The 19,564-nt window shown below is 41.0% G+C and carries 12 protein-coding genes, 15 tRNA genes and 2 pseudogenes; 14 read left to right on the plus strand and 15 right to left on the minus strand.

The annotated features are described in order from the left end of the window. Positions 1-71 precede the first annotated feature (71 nt). The gene (locus P4S60_RS10680; RefSeq protein ID WP_337115956.1) at positions 72-1,607 is read right to left on the minus strand and encodes a S10 family peptidase; all 1,536 of its coding nucleotides are present in this window, start codon (positions 1,605-1,607) and stop codon (positions 72-74) included. Positions 1,608-1,848: 241 nt separating this feature from the next. Here P4S60_RS10680 and P4S60_RS10685 point away from each other — a divergent pair, with 241 nt between their 5' ends. Both P4S60_RS10685 and gloA read left to right on the plus strand, forming a co-directional pair. Next, entirely contained in the window at positions 1,849-3,756 is a 1,908-nt protein-coding gene (locus P4S60_RS10685; RefSeq protein ID WP_337115957.1) for an aminotransferase class V-fold PLP-dependent enzyme, read from the plus strand. Between the two features lie 212 nt (positions 3,757-3,968). After that, the gene (gloA, locus tag P4S60_RS10690) at positions 3,969-4,367 is read left to right on the plus strand and encodes a lactoylglutathione lyase (RefSeq protein WP_054553771.1); all 399 of its coding nucleotides are present in this window, start codon (positions 3,969-3,971) and stop codon (positions 4,365-4,367) included. Between the two features lie 10 nt (positions 4,368-4,377). On the opposite strand, the gene P4S60_RS10695 is transcribed toward gloA, so the two are convergent. The 13 genes from P4S60_RS10695 to P4S60_RS10755 form a co-directional block, all read right to left on the minus strand. Further along, positions 4,378-6,615, minus strand: a complete 2,238-nt coding sequence (locus P4S60_RS10695; RefSeq protein ID WP_337115958.1) for an ATP-binding protein — start codon at positions 6,613-6,615, stop codon at positions 4,378-4,380. Next, entirely contained in the window at positions 6,612-7,742 is a 1,131-nt protein-coding gene (locus tag P4S60_RS10700) for a sugar ABC transporter substrate-binding protein (protein WP_337115959.1), read from the minus strand. Before P4S60_RS10700 ends, P4S60_RS10695 begins: the two co-directional genes overlap by 4 nt. A gap of 101 nt (positions 7,743-7,843) precedes the next feature. Further along, positions 7,844-8,992, minus strand: coding sequence for an ABC transporter permease (locus P4S60_RS10705; RefSeq protein ID WP_337116856.1), 1,149 nt, complete (start codon positions 8,990-8,992; stop codon positions 7,844-7,846). 2 nt (positions 8,993-8,994) lie between these two features. Beyond that, positions 8,995-9,921 (minus strand): ABC transporter ATP-binding protein, encoded by a 927-nt coding sequence (locus P4S60_RS10710; protein WP_337115960.1) that lies wholly within the window; start codon positions 9,919-9,921, stop codon positions 8,995-8,997. After that, positions 9,918-10,865: an HlyD family secretion protein gene (locus tag P4S60_RS10715; protein WP_337115961.1), complete on the minus strand. Its 948-nt coding sequence runs from the start codon at positions 10,863-10,865 to the stop codon at positions 9,918-9,920. The genes P4S60_RS10710 and P4S60_RS10715 overlap by 4 nt, the downstream gene beginning before the upstream one ends. Positions 10,866-11,085: 220 nt before the next feature. Further along, positions 11,086-11,161, minus strand: a tRNA-Glu gene (locus P4S60_RS10720). A 78-nt stretch (positions 11,162-11,239) separates the two neighbouring features. Then, positions 11,240-11,315: transfer RNA gene (locus tag P4S60_RS10725), tRNA-Glu, on the minus strand. Between the two features lie 78 nt (positions 11,316-11,393). Further along, a tRNA-Glu gene (locus P4S60_RS10730) sits at positions 11,394-11,469 on the minus strand. A gap of 167 nt (positions 11,470-11,636) precedes the next feature. Beyond that, positions 11,637-11,712, minus strand: a tRNA-Glu gene (locus tag P4S60_RS10735). A gap of 78 nt (positions 11,713-11,790) precedes the next feature. Beyond that, a tRNA-Glu gene (locus P4S60_RS10740) sits at positions 11,791-11,866 on the minus strand. Positions 11,867-11,944: 78 nt separating this feature from the next. After that, positions 11,945-12,020 (minus strand) — tRNA-Glu (locus P4S60_RS10745). A gap of 130 nt (positions 12,021-12,150) precedes the next feature. Next, positions 12,151-12,226: transfer RNA gene (locus P4S60_RS10750), tRNA-Glu, on the minus strand. Positions 12,227-12,265: 39 nt separating this feature from the next. Then, positions 12,266-12,341, minus strand: a tRNA-Ala gene (locus P4S60_RS10755). 641 nt (positions 12,342-12,982) lie between these two features. On the opposite strand from P4S60_RS10755, the gene P4S60_RS10760 reads away from it, so the two are divergent. The 11 genes from P4S60_RS10760 to P4S60_RS10810 all read left to right on the plus strand — a co-directional run bounded on the left by P4S60_RS10760 (position 12,983) and on the right by P4S60_RS10810 (position 19,028). Next, positions 12,983-13,058 (plus strand) — tRNA-Val (locus tag P4S60_RS10760). Between the two features lie 36 nt (positions 13,059-13,094). Beyond that, positions 13,095-13,170: transfer RNA gene (locus tag P4S60_RS10765), tRNA-Val, on the plus strand. Between the two features lie 26 nt (positions 13,171-13,196). After that, positions 13,197-13,272: transfer RNA gene (locus tag P4S60_RS10770), tRNA-Val, on the plus strand. A 38-nt stretch (positions 13,273-13,310) separates the two neighbouring features. Beyond that, positions 13,311-13,386, plus strand: a tRNA-Val gene (locus P4S60_RS10775). Positions 13,387-13,429: 43 nt separating this feature from the next. After that, a tRNA-Val gene (locus P4S60_RS10780) sits at positions 13,430-13,505 on the plus strand. A 42-nt stretch (positions 13,506-13,547) separates the two neighbouring features. After that, positions 13,548-13,623 (plus strand) — tRNA-Val (locus tag P4S60_RS10785). A 99-nt stretch (positions 13,624-13,722) separates the two neighbouring features. Beyond that, positions 13,723-13,798, plus strand: a tRNA-Val gene (locus tag P4S60_RS10790). Positions 13,799-14,066: 268 nt separating this feature from the next. After that, positions 14,067-15,701, plus strand: a complete 1,635-nt coding sequence (locus tag P4S60_RS10795; RefSeq protein WP_337115962.1) for a response regulator — start codon at positions 14,067-14,069, stop codon at positions 15,699-15,701. A gap of 6 nt (positions 15,702-15,707) precedes the next feature. Next, the gene (locus P4S60_RS10800; RefSeq protein WP_337115963.1) at positions 15,708-16,862 is read left to right on the plus strand and encodes an ABC transporter substrate-binding protein; all 1,155 of its coding nucleotides are present in this window, start codon (positions 15,708-15,710) and stop codon (positions 16,860-16,862) included. Positions 16,863-16,881: 19 nt separating this feature from the next. After that, on the plus strand, positions 16,882-17,082 hold the full coding sequence (locus P4S60_RS10805; RefSeq protein WP_337115964.1) for a hypothetical protein: 201 nt from the start codon (positions 16,882-16,884) through the stop codon (positions 17,080-17,082). Then, positions 17,079-19,028: an ATP-binding protein gene (locus P4S60_RS10810; RefSeq protein ID WP_119853333.1), complete on the plus strand. Its 1,950-nt coding sequence runs from the start codon at positions 17,079-17,081 to the stop codon at positions 19,026-19,028. The genes P4S60_RS10805 and P4S60_RS10810 overlap by 4 nt, the downstream gene beginning before the upstream one ends. 32 nt (positions 19,029-19,060) lie before the next feature. On the opposite strand, the pseudogene msrB reads toward P4S60_RS10810, so the two are convergent. Beyond that, positions 19,061-19,423, minus strand: a pseudogene (gene msrB, locus P4S60_RS10815) (peptide-methionine (R)-S-oxide reductase MsrB); the annotation flags it as partial. Positions 19,424-19,442: 19 nt separating this feature from the next. Here msrB and P4S60_RS21540 point away from each other — a divergent pair. Beyond that, positions 19,443-19,523 (plus strand): annotated as a pseudogene (locus tag P4S60_RS21540) (hypothetical protein); the annotation flags it as partial. Positions 19,524-19,564: the final 41 nt, after the last annotated feature.

Genomic DNA, 19,564 nt, shown 5'->3' on the forward strand with positions numbered 1-19,564 from the left:
AAAGGTGAAGTTCTTCACCTTTTCCTTTTCTATTCCACCAGTAAACTCATTTGGCACAATGTACCTACCCATTATCGTGGGTTTTGGCTTACCTGCTTTTTAATAAATTCTCGCGTATCTCTGAGCAGCGCCACTCTTGCTGGTTCGTGAACATACATCATGTGGCCGCCATGATAATAGTGATAGTCAATTTTATCAGCGTATATACCGTGTCTGTTTAAGGTGTATTCTGCATCAAAAAATGGCGTTACAATATCGTAATACCCTGAGGCAACCATCACTTTCATGTGTGGATTACTGCGAAGCACGTAAGATAAATCCGGCGCAGTATTGACATATCTTGGCTCCCAGCCTTGTCCATCAGGCGCTGTGCGCCAGCGCCAGTTATCTGATAACTCAGGGTCGCCAGGGTTTAAGTATTTTCTTTTCCACTGTACGTTTAAATCTGTGCGCATGTATTTCATCAGTGCCGCTTTATATGCTGGCCCTATCACTTTTGACGCATCTTGCTTAGGAGCCGCGGTTAAATCGTCTCGTTCATCAAGCTTATAACGTCCATCAAGAAAGCCTACTGCGACACCCTCATCACGCAATAACTCTTTAGCGAATCTAAAGGCGTTAATGCGTAAATCAACCTGCTCAATATATTGTTTGCTTAGCCCTGTATAACGGTGCAGGCCGTCAACAATTCGCGTTCTGTCAGCTTTACTAAGCGCATTACCTTTAAATAATGCTGGTAGTAATTCATCAACTGCAAATTGTCGGCTCGCATCTATAAAGGCTTCAAAATTTCCTGATGTGTCTACTTTTTTATGATACCAAGCAGTTGCAGCAAGTGTGGGGATGTAGGTGATATAAGAAATGATGTTGTCATCAACATAAGGGCTTGAACCTTGATAGTCTAAAGCTTGTGACACAAAAATAATGCCATTTACATTAATCAAGTGTTTATCCATAAGCACTTTAGAAACCGCTGCTGCTCGAGTTGTCCCATAGCTCTCTCCCAATAAAAATACGGGTGCATTCCAGCGATTTTCTTTTGTTAGCCACTGGGCAATAAAATCAGCGATAGAAGATGCATCTTCTTTCAATCCCCAAAATACTTTGCTCTCAGTGTCACCTAAAGCGCGCGAGTAACCTGTACCAACGGGGTCCACAAACACCATATCAGTCACATCAAGTATCGTCTCAGGCGCATCTTTTAATTCGTAAGGAGCCAATCCAGGAGCCGTTGCATCGCTTGGTACCACGACTCGTTTCGGACCATAAGCGCCCATATGTAACCAATTAGACGATGAGCCTGGGCCACCATTCCAGATAAATGTGACGGGTCTGTTCTTGTTGTCATCTTCGGCTAGGTAATCAAACGAAAATATAGCAGCTTTAGGCTCTTCGTTTTTGTTTAATAAATAAGTTTCACCGGCTACAGCTTTGTATTTCAGCTTTGTACCATTAAAGGTGCCTTTATGCTGGGTCACAAATTTAGTGGCTTCGGGTATCGACTTTTTATTGTTTGAATCTGAGACTTCATCTGCATTAACTGCGTTCGTACAAAACGCAAACAATGTAGAGATGACTACAATTTTGAAATTGGCAACATACGCCATGTTTTATTCTCCCTAGCAGGCTTATCTGTATCTGGCTTGAGTGGTTTTATCGCTGAGTGCTCAATTAACCTTTTACTTAAGCATTACTTTTACAGTAAGAACATGTAATTTCAACTATCTGCGATTAACACGGAAAAAGTATAATCAGTATCGGAACAAAAAATATCAGCGTAATCATTTCACAAGCTTCCATCCTTTCGTTATGCTGTTGAGTAATGTGAAATTTTTTATATGAGTTGCTATGTTACCTTTACTTCGTATCTTGTTAATTGAACAAGATCCTGCCACCTTAAAAGAGCTTTCAACGAACCTAGAAAAAACAATCCCTAATTTTGAGCGAAGTGATGTTGATATCGACATTATTGAGTGCATAGAGCTCAAGCAGGCGTTGAAATATGTAGAGGAAGATGGCGATATTCAAGCTGTGGTACTTAGTTGGGATGTACTGAACAATGGCGAGCGCACCTATAGTCGCTTTATCGAGCAATTAAAAGGCATACGCCTAGAACTGCCTGTTTATGTTATTGGTGATGATACGAAAGGCTTGGAGATAGTTAACGAGTCAGAAGAAATTGAATCTTTCTTTTTTAAAGATGAGGTCATTTCAGACCCTGAAGCAATCTTGGGCTATATGATCAATGACTTTGATGACCGTTCAGAAACGCCATTTTGGACCGCCTACCGTCGTTATGTGGGTGAATCGAACGATTCATGGCACACACCTGGTCACAGTGGCGGTGCTAGCTTTAGAAATTCTCCGTATATTAAAGACTTTTATCAGTTTTATGGCCGTAACGTATTTGTTGGCGACCTGTCGGTTTCTGTCGACTCGCTTGGTTCATTATCAGACAGCACCAACACCATAGGCCGCTCTCAAGAATCAGCGGCGGCGACATTTGAAGTAAAACATACTTACTTTGTTACCAATGGGTCATCCACTTCAAATAAGATTATTTTGCAAACTTTACTGCGTAAAGGTGATAAGGTGATCATCGACCGAAACTGTCATAAATCAGTACATTACGGCATTTTGCAGTCGGCTAGTTTACCTATTTACTTATCGAGTATTTTAAATCCTAAATATGGTATCTTCGCGCCCCCTTCATTGGCTGACATTAAGCAAGCGATTGAACAAAATACCGATGCTAAATTATTGGTTTTAACTGGCTGTACCTACGATGGTCTGCTTAGCGATTTAAAACAAGTGGTTGAAATTGCACATCAGCACGGTATTAAAGTGTTTATCGATGAAGCGTGGTTTGCTTACTCGCTTTTCCATCCGAGTTTACGCCACTACTCAGCGATAAATGCTGGCGCAGACTATGTTACCCATTCAGCACACAAAGTAGTTTCAGCGTTCTCTCAGGCGTCTTACATTCATGTTAACGACCCTGATTTCGATGCCGATTTCTTCCGTGAGATCTACAGTATTTACGCCAGTACCTCGCCAAAATATCAACTCATTGCTTCACTGGATGTATGCCAAAAGCAATTAGAAATGGAAGGTTATAAATTACTGAATGCTCTGCTGAATCACGTTGCTGAGTTTAAGCAACAAATGGCTTCACTAAAACATATTAAAGTACTCGATAAGCAAGATTTCATGGATATATTCCCACATTTTAGTGGCGATAACATGGGTCACGACCCACTGAAGATCCTCATCGATATTAGTGAGTTGCCTTATTCATTAAAGGATATTCATAAATTTCTATTAGATGAAATTGGCCTTGAAATCGAAAAATATACACACAGCACCATTTTAGTTTTACTGACTCTTGGTGGCACACGCTCAAAGATCATTCGCCTTTACAATGCGCTGAAGAAACTCGATAGCGGTAAAGTAAAACTTGCCACTTCAATGAGGCGCACACGCCTGCCTGAGAATCTACCCGCTATAGACTTAGCGTGCATTCCTAGTGATGCGTTCTATGGCGAACGTGAATCTGTGCCAATTAGCAAAAGTAACAACCGAATTTGTGCCGGATTAGTCACGCCTTACCCACCTGGAATCCCGCTATTAGTGCCGGGGCAACATATCACTAATGAGCATATTGAATATCTTAAAGAGTTGGCGGGACAAGGCCTGACAATTCAAGGGAGCTTTGATGGCGAAATATATGTACTAAAAGGTAAAGTGAAAAACTAAGCTTTCGCTTATACCGCAAATACCTCATTGTTATGCAGCAATCTCTATTCATTGCTGCATAACATCACCGTTTTCATATCAAACGCTTTATCTCAATGCTACTGTGCATGCAGTCGAAATAACTTATAATCCATTTTTAATAATTTTATTGCGCAGCCTTCCTGCGCTATTAGAATTGTGCGAATTTAAAGACAAGAAAGAGGATGCTTAAAATGCGCTTATTACACACAATGCTTCGCGTTGCTGATTTAGATAAATCAATTGAATTTTATACGCAGGTATTAGGTATGAAAGAGTTGCGCCGTGCAGACAACGAAGAGTACCGCTACACCCTTGCTTTTGTCGGTTATGGTGACGAAAAAGATTCGACCGTGCTTGAGCTTACTTATAACTGGGATACAGACAGCTATGATTTGGGTAATGCATACGGTCATATTGCTATCGAGTTTGATGATATTTATAAAGCCTGCGAAGACATTAAAGCTGCTGGCGGTAATGTGAGTCGTGAGCCGGGTCCTGTAAAAGGCGGCACAACTGAAATTGCATTTGTTAAAGACCCAGATGGTTATGCAATTGAGTTAATTCAGAAAAAAGATAACAACACTTTTTGATTCATACTGGCTATTTCAGCGATTGCTGAGATAGCCACTTTGCGAGTGCTTTTTCAAGTTCAGCAAAATTAATTGGCTTTGCGATATGGTCACTGATACCAATTTTTGCGCTTGTTTCGATGTCGTCTTTCATAGCATTGGCACTGACAGCAATAATCGGCGTATCAAAATCTGGCCTTGCAAGTAAGTTTTGACTGGCAGTTAAGCCATCCATCACTGGCATTTGGATATCCATTAAAATCAGTGCATAATCTTGTGTTAGGGTTTTCTCACAGGCAATTTGTCCATTTTCTGCCAATTCATAATTTAGACCTATTTGAGTTAAATACTTAGTGATAACAATTTGATTAATCGGGTTATCTTCGGCAATTAATATTGGCTTGTCGACGGCTTTAAAATCGAACTGAGTGTCTTCATCTGATTGCTCTACTTTTGCACTAGCGTCCTGTGTGTTTAGTGATTTAAAATTAATATTAATCGTAAACTCGGTGCCTTTACCAAGCTCACTGTCGATAGCAATAGTGCCACCCATCAAATCAATCATTCCTTTACTGATGGCAAGCCCAAGACCGGTCCCTCCATATTCACGAGTTGTGCTACTTTGCGCTTGAACAAAAGGATTAAACAAGGCCGTTATTTTATCTTCAGCGATACCTATGCCTGTATCTTTTACCGATAACACGACAGCCGTCTGGTGTTCATCTCGGCTTTGCAGAATTAGCGAAAGAATGATCTCACCTTGATTGGTGAACTTAACGGCGTTAGAGAGTAAGTTAATCAGTACTTGTTTAACACGTATTTCATCACACTCTACATTCAGCGATTGTAATGAGGAGACCTCAAGCCGGCAGCCAACCCCCTTAGCATCACAGCTCGGTTTAAATAGTAAGATAAGGTCATGGCAAAGCGCGACTAAATCACATTGTCGCGATTCGAGCTCTATTTTATTGGCCTCTATTTTTGAAAAGTCGAGAATATCGTTAATCACGGTTAATAACACATCACTACAGTTATTAATTTGCCTTACAAACTCTGCTTGCTCTTGTGTTAGCGTGCTTTTATTGAGTAGCTGCAAAAAGCCCACAATACCATTCATCGGAGTGCGTATTTCATGGCTCATATTGGCTAAGAATTGGCTTTTAACTTGCTCAGAGCGCTCAGCGCGAAGTTTTTCTAATTGCAATGAAGTAATTTGTATATCAATGGTATCAGCCATGCTGCTAAGCGAATCTGCAATATCTTTAAACTCTTGATAATGAAAATCGTCGGTATCTTGTTTGTAATTACCTAATGCATATTCTCGGCTAAGAGCAGTAATACGATTTAGTGGGTTATGAAGACGTGCCGTCAACCAACGCACTGAAATAAATGAAATAATAGAGAGTCCTACAATTAACAACCCTGCCAATATAGCCGTTTGCTTTACAGCGCTGGTGTAGGTGGTTTTTGCTTCATTAATTTGGAATTGTAAACTGGTTGGCTTACCTGCAAAAAAAACATTACTGATTGAGGCCTGCCCCATTAATTTGCCGTTATCGCCAGCATCGCCCACGCTATATAAAATGTTACCTTGTGCTGTAATTTGTACCTGCTTACCCGCTTGATAAACCGGTTGCTCATTGTGTATTGCAAGCCACTTTAACGCCTCTGATAAAGGCACAAAAGACACTAACACGCCCGTTTTAATTATTGGCTCACTGAGAGAATCTTGCTCATGTAGCAATGTAGATGTAATTGCCAGTAAAGCATTTTGTTTTACCTGTAAAGGTGCGAGTAGCTCAGTAACTTGTGGATTATCAATAATTTGAATTGTGTTTTGCTCTGTTGATGTTTGAGCGCTGTCGAGAATGCTTTTAGTGAGTTTAAAATTCAAATTTAAAGAAGTGATCGGATACCCTTCAACTATAAACCCTTGATTATCAATTACTATCGATGCTTTTATCTGTGGATTTTGGGCAACAAACTCTTGTAGCTGCACAAGCGCGAACTGTGAGTACACCACTTTATTTGGCAGCTCAGTTATCGCCTTAGTGCTACTTAGTAATTGGCTATTTTTCTCAAGCTTAAATAAGAGCTGTTCAAGACTGGCTGCATTATTTCTAGCTTGCCATTGCAAACTCGTATTTGCTTGGTCAATTGAGCTTAAATAGAAACGCCCAATCATCAAACCTGCAAGGATCAGTAGGGGAATAATGACCAGTAGTAATACACTGATAAATAAGGCGCGGCTAAAGCGTGGACTACTCATTCATCCCCTTCACTGGCAATCGAACGCTCTGCCAACCCTTGCATAAAAAGCCCCGCTTGCTCAGCAGTTAAGGCACCACTGCCATAGCGAATAAATCCTTTATTTAATACTTCCCATACGATGATCATCGATGCGGTTGAAGGCATCGCTTTTGTAAATTGCATCGCTTCAATTAAGGTTGCTAACTCTGTGCCTTGTTGTGATTTTAAACTATTTAACACCTCAGTATTAACGGGGATATCTTGAAGCTTTTGCCAAATCATTGTTTGAAATTTTTCTGCTTGAACCAATTTAGCAAATTTGATCAAATTGTCTTTATTAACGCCATTTAAGCCATCATTTGGAAATGCCAACACAAAGGTAGAGTAATAAGGCTGCATATACTCACCATTAAGTTTAGGCAATTGCTGCACAGCTAAATTATCACCAAGCGCCTGCTCATACGTTTTTAACGCCCATGCACCATCGATTGTGAAGGCAGCTTGCTGCGCTTTAAATACATTATTTGAGCAAGTGTAATCGCACTGTCTATCAACCAGATTTTGTTTATTTAAATCCCAAACAAATTTGAGAGCCGATTGCATTGCTGGTGTATTAAGCTGAACATGGTTATCTACAATTAGGTCGCCATTAAAAGCCGATAAGAACGGGATAAACCAATACATTTCCATAAAACTCCATGTAACGAGTTTCACTTTTTCAGGCAATAATGATTTAATTCGGTATATATCCTGCCAATTTTCTATTGGCTCTTTAACAAACTGCTTATTATAAAAAAGTAACAGGTGATTCCCTTGAATGATGGGTATACCTAAGAGCTTGTTGTTTAGCTTTGCTGTTTCTAAGGTTCGCTGGTCTGTGGTATCAGCTATGAGTGAGTCTGGGATAACGCTGTAGTTGGCATATTTATTAAGGCCTAAATGATCAGCAGGTACAATAACGACATCTGTGGAGGTGCTGGTACTGGTATTTTGCACCAGCCTTACTTTTAACGCCTTTTGGTCAACCAATACAGAATTAACCGTCAAGCCACTTTGCTCAGCAAGTGCGCTTAACAGCTCATTAAAGTGCTCATGCTTCATGGTATGGGCTAGGTTTATCGTTGCTGCATAGCAATCAAACGTCACTAGTAGCACCGCCCCCAAAAATACTCGCCACACGCTTACATCTACTCAAAAAGAATTGAAATTACTCTTTAGTTAAGCATATATGTCTTAAATTGCCTAGCCTAATCAAGGGTTTTCTTAAACCTAAATGCAGCCACAGCCAAGCCCAAAATTGTAAAGGCTAACAGCCAAAGTAAATCACTGCTCATGCTTATTAGATTGACATCTTTTAGCACGATTCCACGTATTAACCTTAGGTAATGCGTTGCTGGTAAGCACTCAGCAAGCCATTGCGCTGCCTTTGGCATGCCTTCATAAGGAAATACAAAACCTGATAATAATATCGAGGGTAACAGAATGAAAATTGTCATTTGCATTGCTTGAAGCTGATTTTTAGCGATGGTTGAAAGCACTAAGCCAAGCACTAAACTGGCACATATAAACGCAAAGGTTGCGACAACCAATGCGACTAATCCACCTCCAAAAGGAATATGAAACAAGAGCTTACCCATACCTAGTATAATAAATAACTGAATAAAACCAATGAAGATATAAGGCACCACTTTACCAATCATTAATTCAAGTGAGCTTAACGGTAAGGTGATTAAGAGCTCCATATTACCTCGCTCTTGCTCTTTAACAATAGCAGCAGAGGTAAACATAATCATTGTCATGGTTAAAATAACAGCAGCTAAACCTGGCACAATATTCACCGCAGAGCGTTGCTCTGGGTTATAAAATAAGGTCGTCTCAAAGGTAGGGTAAGTTCGATTCGCAGGTTTATCGAGAAGCTCTGCAAGCGGCATATTGCGTAGCGATTTTATGCTCGACGCGACCATTGTATCTGAGCCATCAACTAACCAATGCGCAATTGGCCTGACTAACGACTCATTACTGCCATCAGGCAAACCAAAACCTACGGTTGGGTGCTGAGCAAGTCGGTTTGCCACATCGTGGGGTATAAACAGCACAGCACGCACTTTCGCACTGGCGATTGCTGTTTGTGCCTGTTCAATACTGTCGTAATAATCCGTCACTTTAACCACATTTGCCGCCGATACTGTTTGTACTAAAATGCGACTGAGCGCAGTTTGACTATAATCGACCACTGCAACAGGGATATCTTTAACGTTGGTGTTGATAGCGTAACCAAATAGAATCAGTTGGATAAGGGGTATCATCACCACCATCGCAAATGTCATTCGATCACGGCGTAATTGTAATAACTCTTTGCTTACAATTGCTTTTATTCGGCTTAATGAAGTAAAAATACTCATTGTCTGCCCTGCCCTGTGCAGGTGACAAACACATCTTCAAGGCTCGGACGCACACTATTTACTTGCCACGTATCCTGACAGAATGATTGCTGTTTTATGAACTCAACGGGGTCTTGAACATCTTTTTTTACTAATACTCGCAGCTGTGCACCTAGCTGAGTTGCCGAGATAACATGGTCGATTGTTGCGAGTTGTTTTTTTAATTCTCTGGTTTGCGCCCCTGCGATTTCTACAACATGAGCGTGCATGTCTGTCATTAATTGCTTTGGAGAGCCATCCGCGCGTTTAATACCAGATTCTAAAATGGCTAAACGATGACAACGCTCGGCTTCATCCATATAATGAGTAGTGACTAATATCGTGGTACCGGCATTACTTAAATCAAACAGTGTTTCCCAAAAGTCACGGCGATTTTGTGGATCTACAGCCGATGTTGGTTCATCAAGAAATAAAATTTTCGGTTTATTAATCACTGCAGCAGCCAATGCTAAGCGCTGCCGTTGGCCCCCACTCATACTTCCGGCCATTTGATCGACTCTTTGATCAAGGCCATAGGTATGGAGCAATTCGTCAATTCTTTGTTGTTTTTGCTGCTTTTTAAACGGGTAAAGCGCCGCCATGAACTTTAGGTTTTCAAGTACAGTCAGGTCACTATAAAGTGAAAACTTTTGCGTCATATAACCAAGTTGTGTTCTGAGCTTTTCAGCATCTTTTGGCAAACTCAAGCCAAGCACATTGATATCACCAGAGGTTGGCTTCAATAATCCTGTAAGCATACGGATTGCGGTCGTTTTACCACAGCCATTAGGGCCCAAAAAGCCATAAATCAGCCCTTGCTCAACGTCTAGATCAAGGTTATCAATCGCTTTTAAATCGCCAAATTGTTTTACCAAACCTTTAGAATGGATCACCGATTCAGTCATGGCATAATCACTTGAGCAGGCACGCCTGTCGGTAAAGTAGTTTCACTTACCGGTAGTGTTACCTCAGCAAGATACATTAATCGCGCACGTTCTTCCTGATTAAGGGCATAAAAAGGCGTGAACGCAGGCTCTGAGGCAATCCAGGTCAGTTCACCCTGAATATCTTTATCGACGCCATCGACACGAACCGTAAGTGTCATCCCCTGATTGAGCTTGGCACGATATGGTTCAGGGATATATACGCGTGCGTAAGGTGCGCTGTTTGCTTGAATAATAACGACAGGGCTGCCTTTAGTAACTCGCTCACCTACGTGCCAAGGTAAGTTATCGACCCTGCCAGCACGCATCGCTTTAATTGTCAGATCTGAGAGGTATTTTTGCTGTACTTTTAGTTCTGCTTCTGCCGCCTGAACTTGCGCTTTCGCACTATTAATATCTTCAACGCGAGAACCATTTGTTAACTCATTTAAGTTCTGTTTTGCTGATTCTAAATTAGCAAAAGTCTCATCGCGTGCAGCGGTTGCACTGTCTAAGGTTTCTTGGCTTGCGAGTTTATCTTTAACTAAGGTTTTTGCACGGCGAAAATTAGCTTCGCTTTGCGTATATGCAGCATTGGCAGCTGCTACTTTGGCTGATGCAGCAGCAACTTCTTCGGGACGAGCACCATTCAAGGTTTTTTCAAGAAATGCAGTAGCTTGAGCTAGTTGAGCTTGTGCTTTAGCAACAATCGCTTGTTGTAGTTCGGCATCAAACTTTGCAATCACCTGCCCTTTTTCGACCAACTGGCCTGCTGAAACGGGTAAATCGATTAGTATTTCGTTAGTCGTTGCAGGATGGATCACACGCTCACGCTCAAGCGTTCCAAGCGCTACTCCCTCATTTGAGTCTGAGCAAGCAGTAATGACTAAAGAAATTAGTATGAGTACAACACGTTTAGCTAACATTTTAATTTCCTTATGGTTAGCTGATGAGTTGCTAAATACTATAAAGTAATAAAATGATCAGTAAAAGTGATCTGTAAGAATTAAAATATTCGGAATGTAAAAAGTTATGCTCTGAATATAAATTAGAGTATGAGAGGTTTTAACTTGAAAAAGTAATCTTTTCGTTGAAGATAGATTATGAAGGATAATCTTTTAAACACATTAACTTACTTAATGTAAGTGGCGTCCCCAAGGGGATTCGAACCCCTGTTACCGCCGTGAAAGGGCGGTGTCCTAGGCCTCTAGACGATGGGGACACATGATGTGTCACTAGGACAACTGAATAGTTAGACTCGATTCAGACGAGCTTTTAATAACACAGCACTTAAAGTAAGTGGCGTCCCCAAGGGGATTCGAACCCCTGTTACCGCCGTGAAAGGGCGGTGTCCTAGGCCTCTAGACGATGGGGACACATGATGTGTCACTAGGACAACTGAATAGTTAGACTCGATTCAGACGAGCTTTTAATAACACAGCACTTAAAGTAAGTGGCGTCCCCAAGGGGATTCGAACCCCTGTTACCGCCGTGAAAGGGCGGTGTCCTAGGCCTCTAGACGATGGGGACACAAAATGTGTCACTAGGACAACTGAATAGTTAGACTCGATTCAGGCGAGCTTTTAATAACACAGCACTTAAAAAGCGGCGCCCCCAAGAGATTCGTACTCTTGATAACGTCGTGCATAGATTGCGCGGTGTTCACCGCCCCACTACACATAACCTACTTGAATAAGTGGCGTCCCCAAGGGGATTCGAACCCCTGTTACCGCCGTGAAAGGGCGGTGTCCTAAGCCTCTAGACGATGGGGACACATGATGTGTCACTAGGACAACTGAATAGTTAGACTCGATTCAGGCGAGCTTTTAATAACACAGCACTTTTAGTAAGTGGCGTCCCCAAGGGGATTCGAACCCCTGTTACCGCCGTGAAAGGGCGGTGTCCTAGGCCTCTAGACGATGGGGACACACAATGTGTCACTAGGACAACTGAATAGTTAGACTCGATTCAGACGAGCTTTTAATAACACAACACTTTTAATAAGTGGCGTCCCCAAGGGGATTCGAACCCCTGTTACCGCCGTGAAAGGGCGGTGTCCTAGGCCTCTAGACGATGGGGACACAAAATGTGTCACTAGGACATTAAATGATAGTTTTACTCATATCGGAGTTAAGGTTACTAAAATAACATGTAAGTACTCGAGACTAACATATTTATTTTCTTGGCAATTGCTCACTTACTTTAAGTAAGTGGCGTCCCCAAGGGGATTCGAACCCCTGTTACCGCCGTGAAAGGGCGGTGTCCTAGGCCTCTAGACGATGGGGACGCAGAAAACTGCAACCCTAGGACAAACACTATGCAAATCTGGTGGAGCTATGCGGGATCGAACCGCAGACCTCTTCGCTGCCAGCGAAGCGCTCTCCCAGCTGAGCTATAGCCCCGACTTGCATATACACCACCAATTAATGTTGGTTGTGTATCGCTGAGTGCGGGGCGCATTCTATGCAGCCCCCAAATAAAGTCAACAGTTTTTTATCTAAGTTTATTTAAATGATTTAAATTTCAACAAGCTGACTAAATATCAATCCGTTACGGAGGTATTTTATACAAAGCGCTATCAAATTAGCTATTTTGGGCTAATTGCATTACTGGTTGGTTATCAAAGGCTCTCTGCTTTTGAATTTACTTACTTAGAAAAGGTATACATTTATATGCAAAATAAAGTTCGTTACCTAAAGCTTTAAATAAAACAACTTCGCCCTACCCTACTTTGTTTTTAATAGTGCTAACTAGAGTGCAATTAACTGATGCAAATTTATTGATATGAAAAACCGTTTTAAAGATTTACTGTATTCATATCATTTTGGAATGATTTGCACAGGCATAGAGCTATAGATCAAGCTCTGAATATAAGCTTATGAATATAAATTGCATATTTGTTCGCCAAAAAATGCTTAAATGCCATGTCATTGTTTATAAAAGCTCCATCTAACACATTTTTACTCATTCAAGTGTTGACACAATTACAACTCTATCTATAATAGCGCCCCACAACAACGCAGCAATGAGTTGTTTTAGATATGGGTCGTTAGCTCAGTTGGGAGAGCATCGCCCTTACAAGGCGAGGGTCACTGGTTCAAGTCCAGTACGACCCACCATTTTTCCCTAATGGTGTTCATATCTAAATTCTTAATGGGTCGTTAGCTCAGTTGGGAGAGCATCGCCCTTACAAGGCGAGGGTCACTGGTTCAAGTCCAGTACGACCCACCATTAAGAAAATTTGCTGTATGTAATATGGGTCGTTAGCTCAGTTGGGAGAGCATCGCCCTTACAAGGCGAGGGTCACTGGTTCAAGTCCAGTACGACCCACCATTTTTTAAAGTGGTGTTTCATATTACAAAAATCTAAATGGGTCGTTAGCTCAGTTGGGAGAGCATCGCCCTTACAAGGCGAGGGTCACTGGTTCAAGTCCAGTACGACCCACCATTAAACAAACTTTGATGGTATTTTCATTTAGATTATTCTTCGCGGGTCGTTAGCTCAGTTGGGAGAGCATCGCCCTTACAAGGCGAGGGTCACTGGTTCAAGTCCAGTACGACCCACCATTTACTTTTTAAAGAGTATGGTAGCGAAGAAAAAGATTATATGGGTCGTTAGCTCAGTTGGGAGAGCATCGCCCTTACAAGGCGAGGGTCACTGGTTCAAGTCCAGTACGACCCACCATTTACTTTTTGAAGCAAAGAGCATCGCAACTCTTACAACGAAAAGGTTCGGTGGTTAAGTTCAGTAAAACCAACCATTTAATCTTAAAAATTTATATGTGGGTCGTTAGCTCAGTTGGGAGAGCATCGCCCTTACAAGGCGAGGGTCACTGGTTCAAGTCCAGTACGACCCACCACATATAACAATCACTTCTAATATCTAACTTCTAATATCTAACTTCTAATATCTAACTTCTAATATCTAACTTCTAATATCTAACTTCTAATATCTAACTTCTAATATCTAACTTCTACTATCTAACTTCTAAAATCAATTACTCACTTCCCCCTTTATTGATATAGCCCAAAGCTAAACTTTAAATCATTGCAAAAGCTGTAATTTGCCTTGTCAGCAGCTAGACTGTTTATTATAGTCATCGTTAATGTCACTTAGTCGCAAGTCCAATGCCTGCAAAGATTTTTTCGAAAGCCAAAATTTTAATAGTTGAAGAGCAGCCACTTGCTCAAAGCTATATGAAACAGTCCTTAGAGGGATTGGGGTTTCGTCAGTTGCGTTTTGCAGAGCATGCAATTGCAGCAAAAGAACAATGTCAGATTGAGCAGTTCGATCTCATCGTTTGTTCCTTTAACCTTAGTAAACATCAAGATGGTTATCAGCTTTATGAAGAGCTGAAAATGAAGCGTCTTATAAAAAACTCTACCGGCTTTATTTTTATTTCAGCTGAAACAAGCGGCTCGTTAGTCCACAGTGTGCTCGAGCTACAACCAGATGATTTCTTAGTTAAACCTTTTACAATTAACGAATTAAAAAATCGTATTGAAAAAGTGTTATTGCGCAAAAGTAACCTTCATCAAATTTATCAACTTATTGATGATGGCAATGACTCCAAAGCAATTAAACAAATTGATACCTTGTTGCAAAACAAAGGTAATAGTTACAGCGCCATTCTATTGAGATTAAAAGGCGACGCACTACTTCGCCTTAAGCGCTTTGAAGATGCCAAAACATTTTTTAAATCAGTGCTCGATATTCAAAAATTTACTTGGGCAAAAGTTGGTTTAGTCGAAGCACTTATTGCTAATAATGAACATACCCTAGCACACCGCATGCTTAAGACGATGTTGCAGCGCAGTGAAACGAGACTAGTTGCTCTTGATTTACTGGGTCGATTAGAAATAAAGCTCAATAAGTTTGATGAAGCTCAGGACTTTTTTAGTAAAGCTGTTGAAATTGCCCCGCGTAACATTGACCGCCAGAAAACCTTAAGTCATGTATCACTGCTTAATCACGATTATGAAAAGAATTATTTAACGCAAAAAGACATTGCCAGTTACGCAAAACACTCAATTCACGATAACCCTGATATATATTTAAATGCGGCGCGCGCAGGGATTGATTTTGCTTTAACGACGGATCAAACCGATCAAGTGAATCGCATTTCAAGACAAACAAATCAGTACTTAAGCGATTTAAAAAAGCAGTTTCCGAATAGTAATAATCAAACACAAATTGATGTTCTCAATGCGCGTTTACATTATTTAAAAGATGAACATCAAAAAGCTAAAGCACTTATCAACCAACTTGATGAAAGTGACACTCAAATTCGTTCAGTAGATGGTGCGCTCGATAAAGCGAAAGCGTTTCATGAGCTTGGTTTTCACCACAAAGCACAGATGCTGTTTAACCAAATTATTACTCACTGTGAACGCCACCCATCGGTAAGCGATCCGGTGTATTTACGTTATATTCAACAACAACAAACTGAGCGACGTGATATTAAGCTCGGTCCGAAAGAGCTCAATAACCACGCAGTTACACAGTTTAATAAGGGCCAACTTAACACGGCGCTTGAGGCATTTACCCAAGCATTTAGAGTAATGCCTAAAAATGCCAGTATCGCTTTAAACCTACTGCAATGTTTATTCGATACAAATAACCAAGGCCAATCTTTTAATTTAGCACTCGCGAAAAAGTGTTTTGCTTTGTTAGATACTCAAACATTAGAAGATGAACAAGCAATCCGCTTTGAAAAAATTAAAGCCTTGGCTGCAAAATTAAAAATTAAGCTTGCTGAGTAATTTCGTATGGCATCTCAATTGTTTAAATTTAAAAAGCCCTTCTTATACGTTGCGCTTGTCGTCTTTTGCCAATGCAGCTTTGCCTCGGCAACTTTACAACATTGGCAACAAGTCAGTATCAATTGGCAGAGTGAGGCCGGTAGCCATATCAATATTTTGGCCGATGAACAGCCCGCTTTTATGGCGCTAAAGCCCTACATTCCTTTATTTGAGCAACTAACTGGGATTTCGGTTGGCTTTCATGCCTTAGAACAATCACAAATGCGTGTTCGTCGTCATCAAGATTTGAGCGAAGCCACAGGTCTTTACGATGTACTGCCGATGGGGATCACCTTTTTAGGTGAAGCGCAAAGCCAAGGCTGGATTGAGCCTTTACAGCCCTACATTGATAACCCAAAACTGACAGATAAAGCTTGGTATCAATTAGAAGACATAAGTGAACGTAGCCTAGCGCTTTGTAAAATTGATAACACGCTATACTCGTTACCATTTGATTTTTCTGCGCCGATTTATTTTTATCGTAAAGATCTTTTCGAACGCTTTAATTTAGATGTTCCCGATACTTACGAGCAACTACAAGCAGTTAAGATTAAGCTTCAAAAGGCTATTGACCGCACTCCTTCTTTGAACGGGATGCACGCATTTGCCTCACGTACGCTGCCCGGTGCAGGATTAAACACTTGGACTGTATTACCTGTTATGCGTGCTTATGGCGCTGAAGTTATCGACGCGCAGGGCCAGTCTGTTTTTAATAGCCCTGAAACGGCACAAAGTCTACAAGTGTATCGCGACCTTGTAACAGGGTTCGGTAATCCAGATAACAGCCGCTTGCTGCATTTTTATGAAATTCGACGCCTGTTTAAAGAAGGCCGACTTGCCTCGGCCTTTTTGGCCTCTCATTTTTATAATGAAATAGATACCGCCGAAGAGTCTGATATTTGGAATAAATGGGAAGCAGCCCCCTTGCCTGCTGGTCCAATCGCCAGAGAAACATCCCCTTGGGCATGGGCTTTTGCAATTAATAGCAAATCATCTAGCAAAGATGCAGCATGGTTATTTATTCAATGGGCAACTAGTGAGCAGACCGCCGCACTGCTTAGTACAGGTGGTTCCCCCCAGACAAAAAGTGTGGCACGAAAAGTTATTTACTCTCGTAAATAAACCTGGTTTTAATAAAACCATGCTGTGGGTGTTTGAGCATGCAACACCTGATCGCCTGCAGGCTGGCATGATCGAGTTTCCGGTTATTGGCGAGATTATTTCGCAAACCTTTAGCCAAATTTTCTATGGTGCAGATATAAAGCAATCAATTAAAAGCACTGACGCAAAAATAAACGCTAATATGCAAGCACTAAAGGTAAGGAGCAATATTGAGCAATGAGAATTAGTATTGCCCACAAAATTTTAATGATCATCGGCTTTACCATTACTCTTATTTTAGGGGCAAGTACGTCGTTGCATGTAATGGAGTTAAAAGAACAAACGCTTTTGAACATGAGTGAAAAAGCCGATGCGATTGTCTCGCCCATGTTGTCAGAAATAAACAGCCTCACAAAAGACAATACCGTAGGGAGTTGGGTGCTTAAAATTCAAGGTATTACATTAAAGAACATTTTAAAAAATAATACCTTTGATGATTTAAAGACGATTTACTTTATCGACCAAAATAACTTTATCGCTGCACACCCAGATAACAGTAAAGTAGATACTCTTGAGACTAACCAAGTGCTACTAAAACAGCTCAATCCGAAACAAAATGCCATTGTAGCCATGGAGCAGCAATATGCTGTTGCTGTGCCAATTAGCAATTTTCAGGGTGAAAATATCGGTTACGTTATCGTAAGCTTTTCAGATAAAGACTTAGCGTTAAAAACCAAATCAATTATTAGTAATGCGGTTTCGCTGTTTGCCATTTACTTATTAACTGCACTTATCATCGCTTATATCATTATTCGCCGTATTATTTTACAACCCATTGATCAGCTCGTGGAGTTTTCTCATGCCGTGACTACCGGTGATTTAAACTGCCCTATTAATATAAAAAGCCAAGATGAAATAGGTACCCTCGCCAGTGGCTTTAAAATGATGCGTGCTGCGGTTAGACAACAGATCAACAGCATGCATGAACAACATAGTTTACTTGAAGACACCGTTGCAAAGCGCACTCAAGAGTACCTTGATGCTAAAGAGCAAGCTGAACAATCAAATCAGGCTAAAAGTCGCTTTTTAGCGAATATGTCTCACGAATTAAGAACCCCACTCAATGCAGTGTTAGGCTTTAGCCAATTGCTACAAGATAGCGAAACAGATAAGAATAAGCGTCGTTACTTAGAAGCAATATCAATCTCTGGTAATTCACTCCTTAATGTATTGAATGACATTCTCGATTTATCAAAAATCGATGCTGGTAAAATGCAACTTGATATTGAGCGTGTAGAAATCCCTAAAATGTGCCATGAGCTTAATATGATGTTTTTACAACTCAGTGCGCAAAAGGATCTCGACTTACAAATAACCGCTCACCCAGAGTTAACAACCCCTGTGTTGCTTGATAGCAATAAAGTGCGCCAAGTACTGACCAACTTAATCAGTAATGCCATTAAGTTCACTGCACAAGGCAGTGTTAAGGTGTATTTCGATTTTAAAGCCCACGATGACAACAGCAATATTGATATTAATATTCATGTCACAGACACAGGTAAAGGTATTCCCAAAGATCAACAAGACCTTATTTTTAATGACTTTGAACAAGTACAAGGGCAACGTAGTTCGGAGTTTGGTGGAACGGGATTAGGTCTTGCGATTTCATTGCGTTTTATCAAGTTGATGGGTGGTGAGCTATCGGTGATAAGCGATAAAGATAAAGGCAGTGAGTTTATCGTGTCGTTACCGAATGTTGAATTAGCCGAGTCTAAAAACGAAGTGGAACATCGTAACTACCCTGCTATTTCAAGCTACCATTTTAATCCGGCTCGTATTTTGATTGTTGATGATATTCCTTACAACCGTGACTATTTAGAGTCCTTCTTATCACGCTGGAGCTTTACCATAGACACGGCTATCAATGGTGAAGATGCCCTTAAAAAAATTGAGCAGCACCAGCCTGATTTAATCATTATGGACTTAAAAATGCCGGTGATGGGCGGGTTAGAGGCAAGTCAGTTAATTCGCAGTGATGATCGCTTCAAGCATATTCCAATCATTGCGGTTACAGCGTCGGTATTAAAAGATGATAAGGCGCAATCCAGTATTTTGACAGACTACATAATTAGTAAGCCAATCCACCGTGAGCACCTTATTTTCATCATTGCTCAGTATTTAGATTAGGCATAAATTAGCCAACATAAATTAGACACGCATTAGTCGCGTTTTTTCATCGCTATAGCATTCATGCAATAGCGTAAGCCACTTGGCGGTGGACCATCGGGGAATACATGCCCTAAATGTGCATCGCAAACATTACATACGGCTTCAATGCGCTGCATACCATGGCTAGAGTCCGCGATATAGGCAATGCTTTCAACACTGCTAGGCTGAGTAAATGACGGCCAGCCTGTGCCACTATCGAACTTTTCATCACCGTCAAATAGTAAGTTGTCACAACATACACACGCATATTGACCAGGTTCAAATATCGTACATGAATCAGAGCTGTGCGGACGTTCGGTGCCTTTTAAGCGGGTAACATAGAATGCATCTTGTTCGAGCTCAGCTTGCCATTCAGATGGCGATTTTTCGACTCGACGTAGAGGTGTTGGGTTACCATTATGGGCAAACTCTAAAATATCTTGCCAGGTTAACATAGTGCTCCCTCAGGGTTGAATACAACAGTTGCACAGTACATCACAATCCCTATCAAGGGC

This window comes from Pseudoalteromonas sp. Hal040, from assembly GCF_037162425.1.
Classification (GTDB): domain Bacteria; phylum Pseudomonadota; class Gammaproteobacteria; order Enterobacterales; family Alteromonadaceae; genus Pseudoalteromonas; species Pseudoalteromonas gelatinilytica.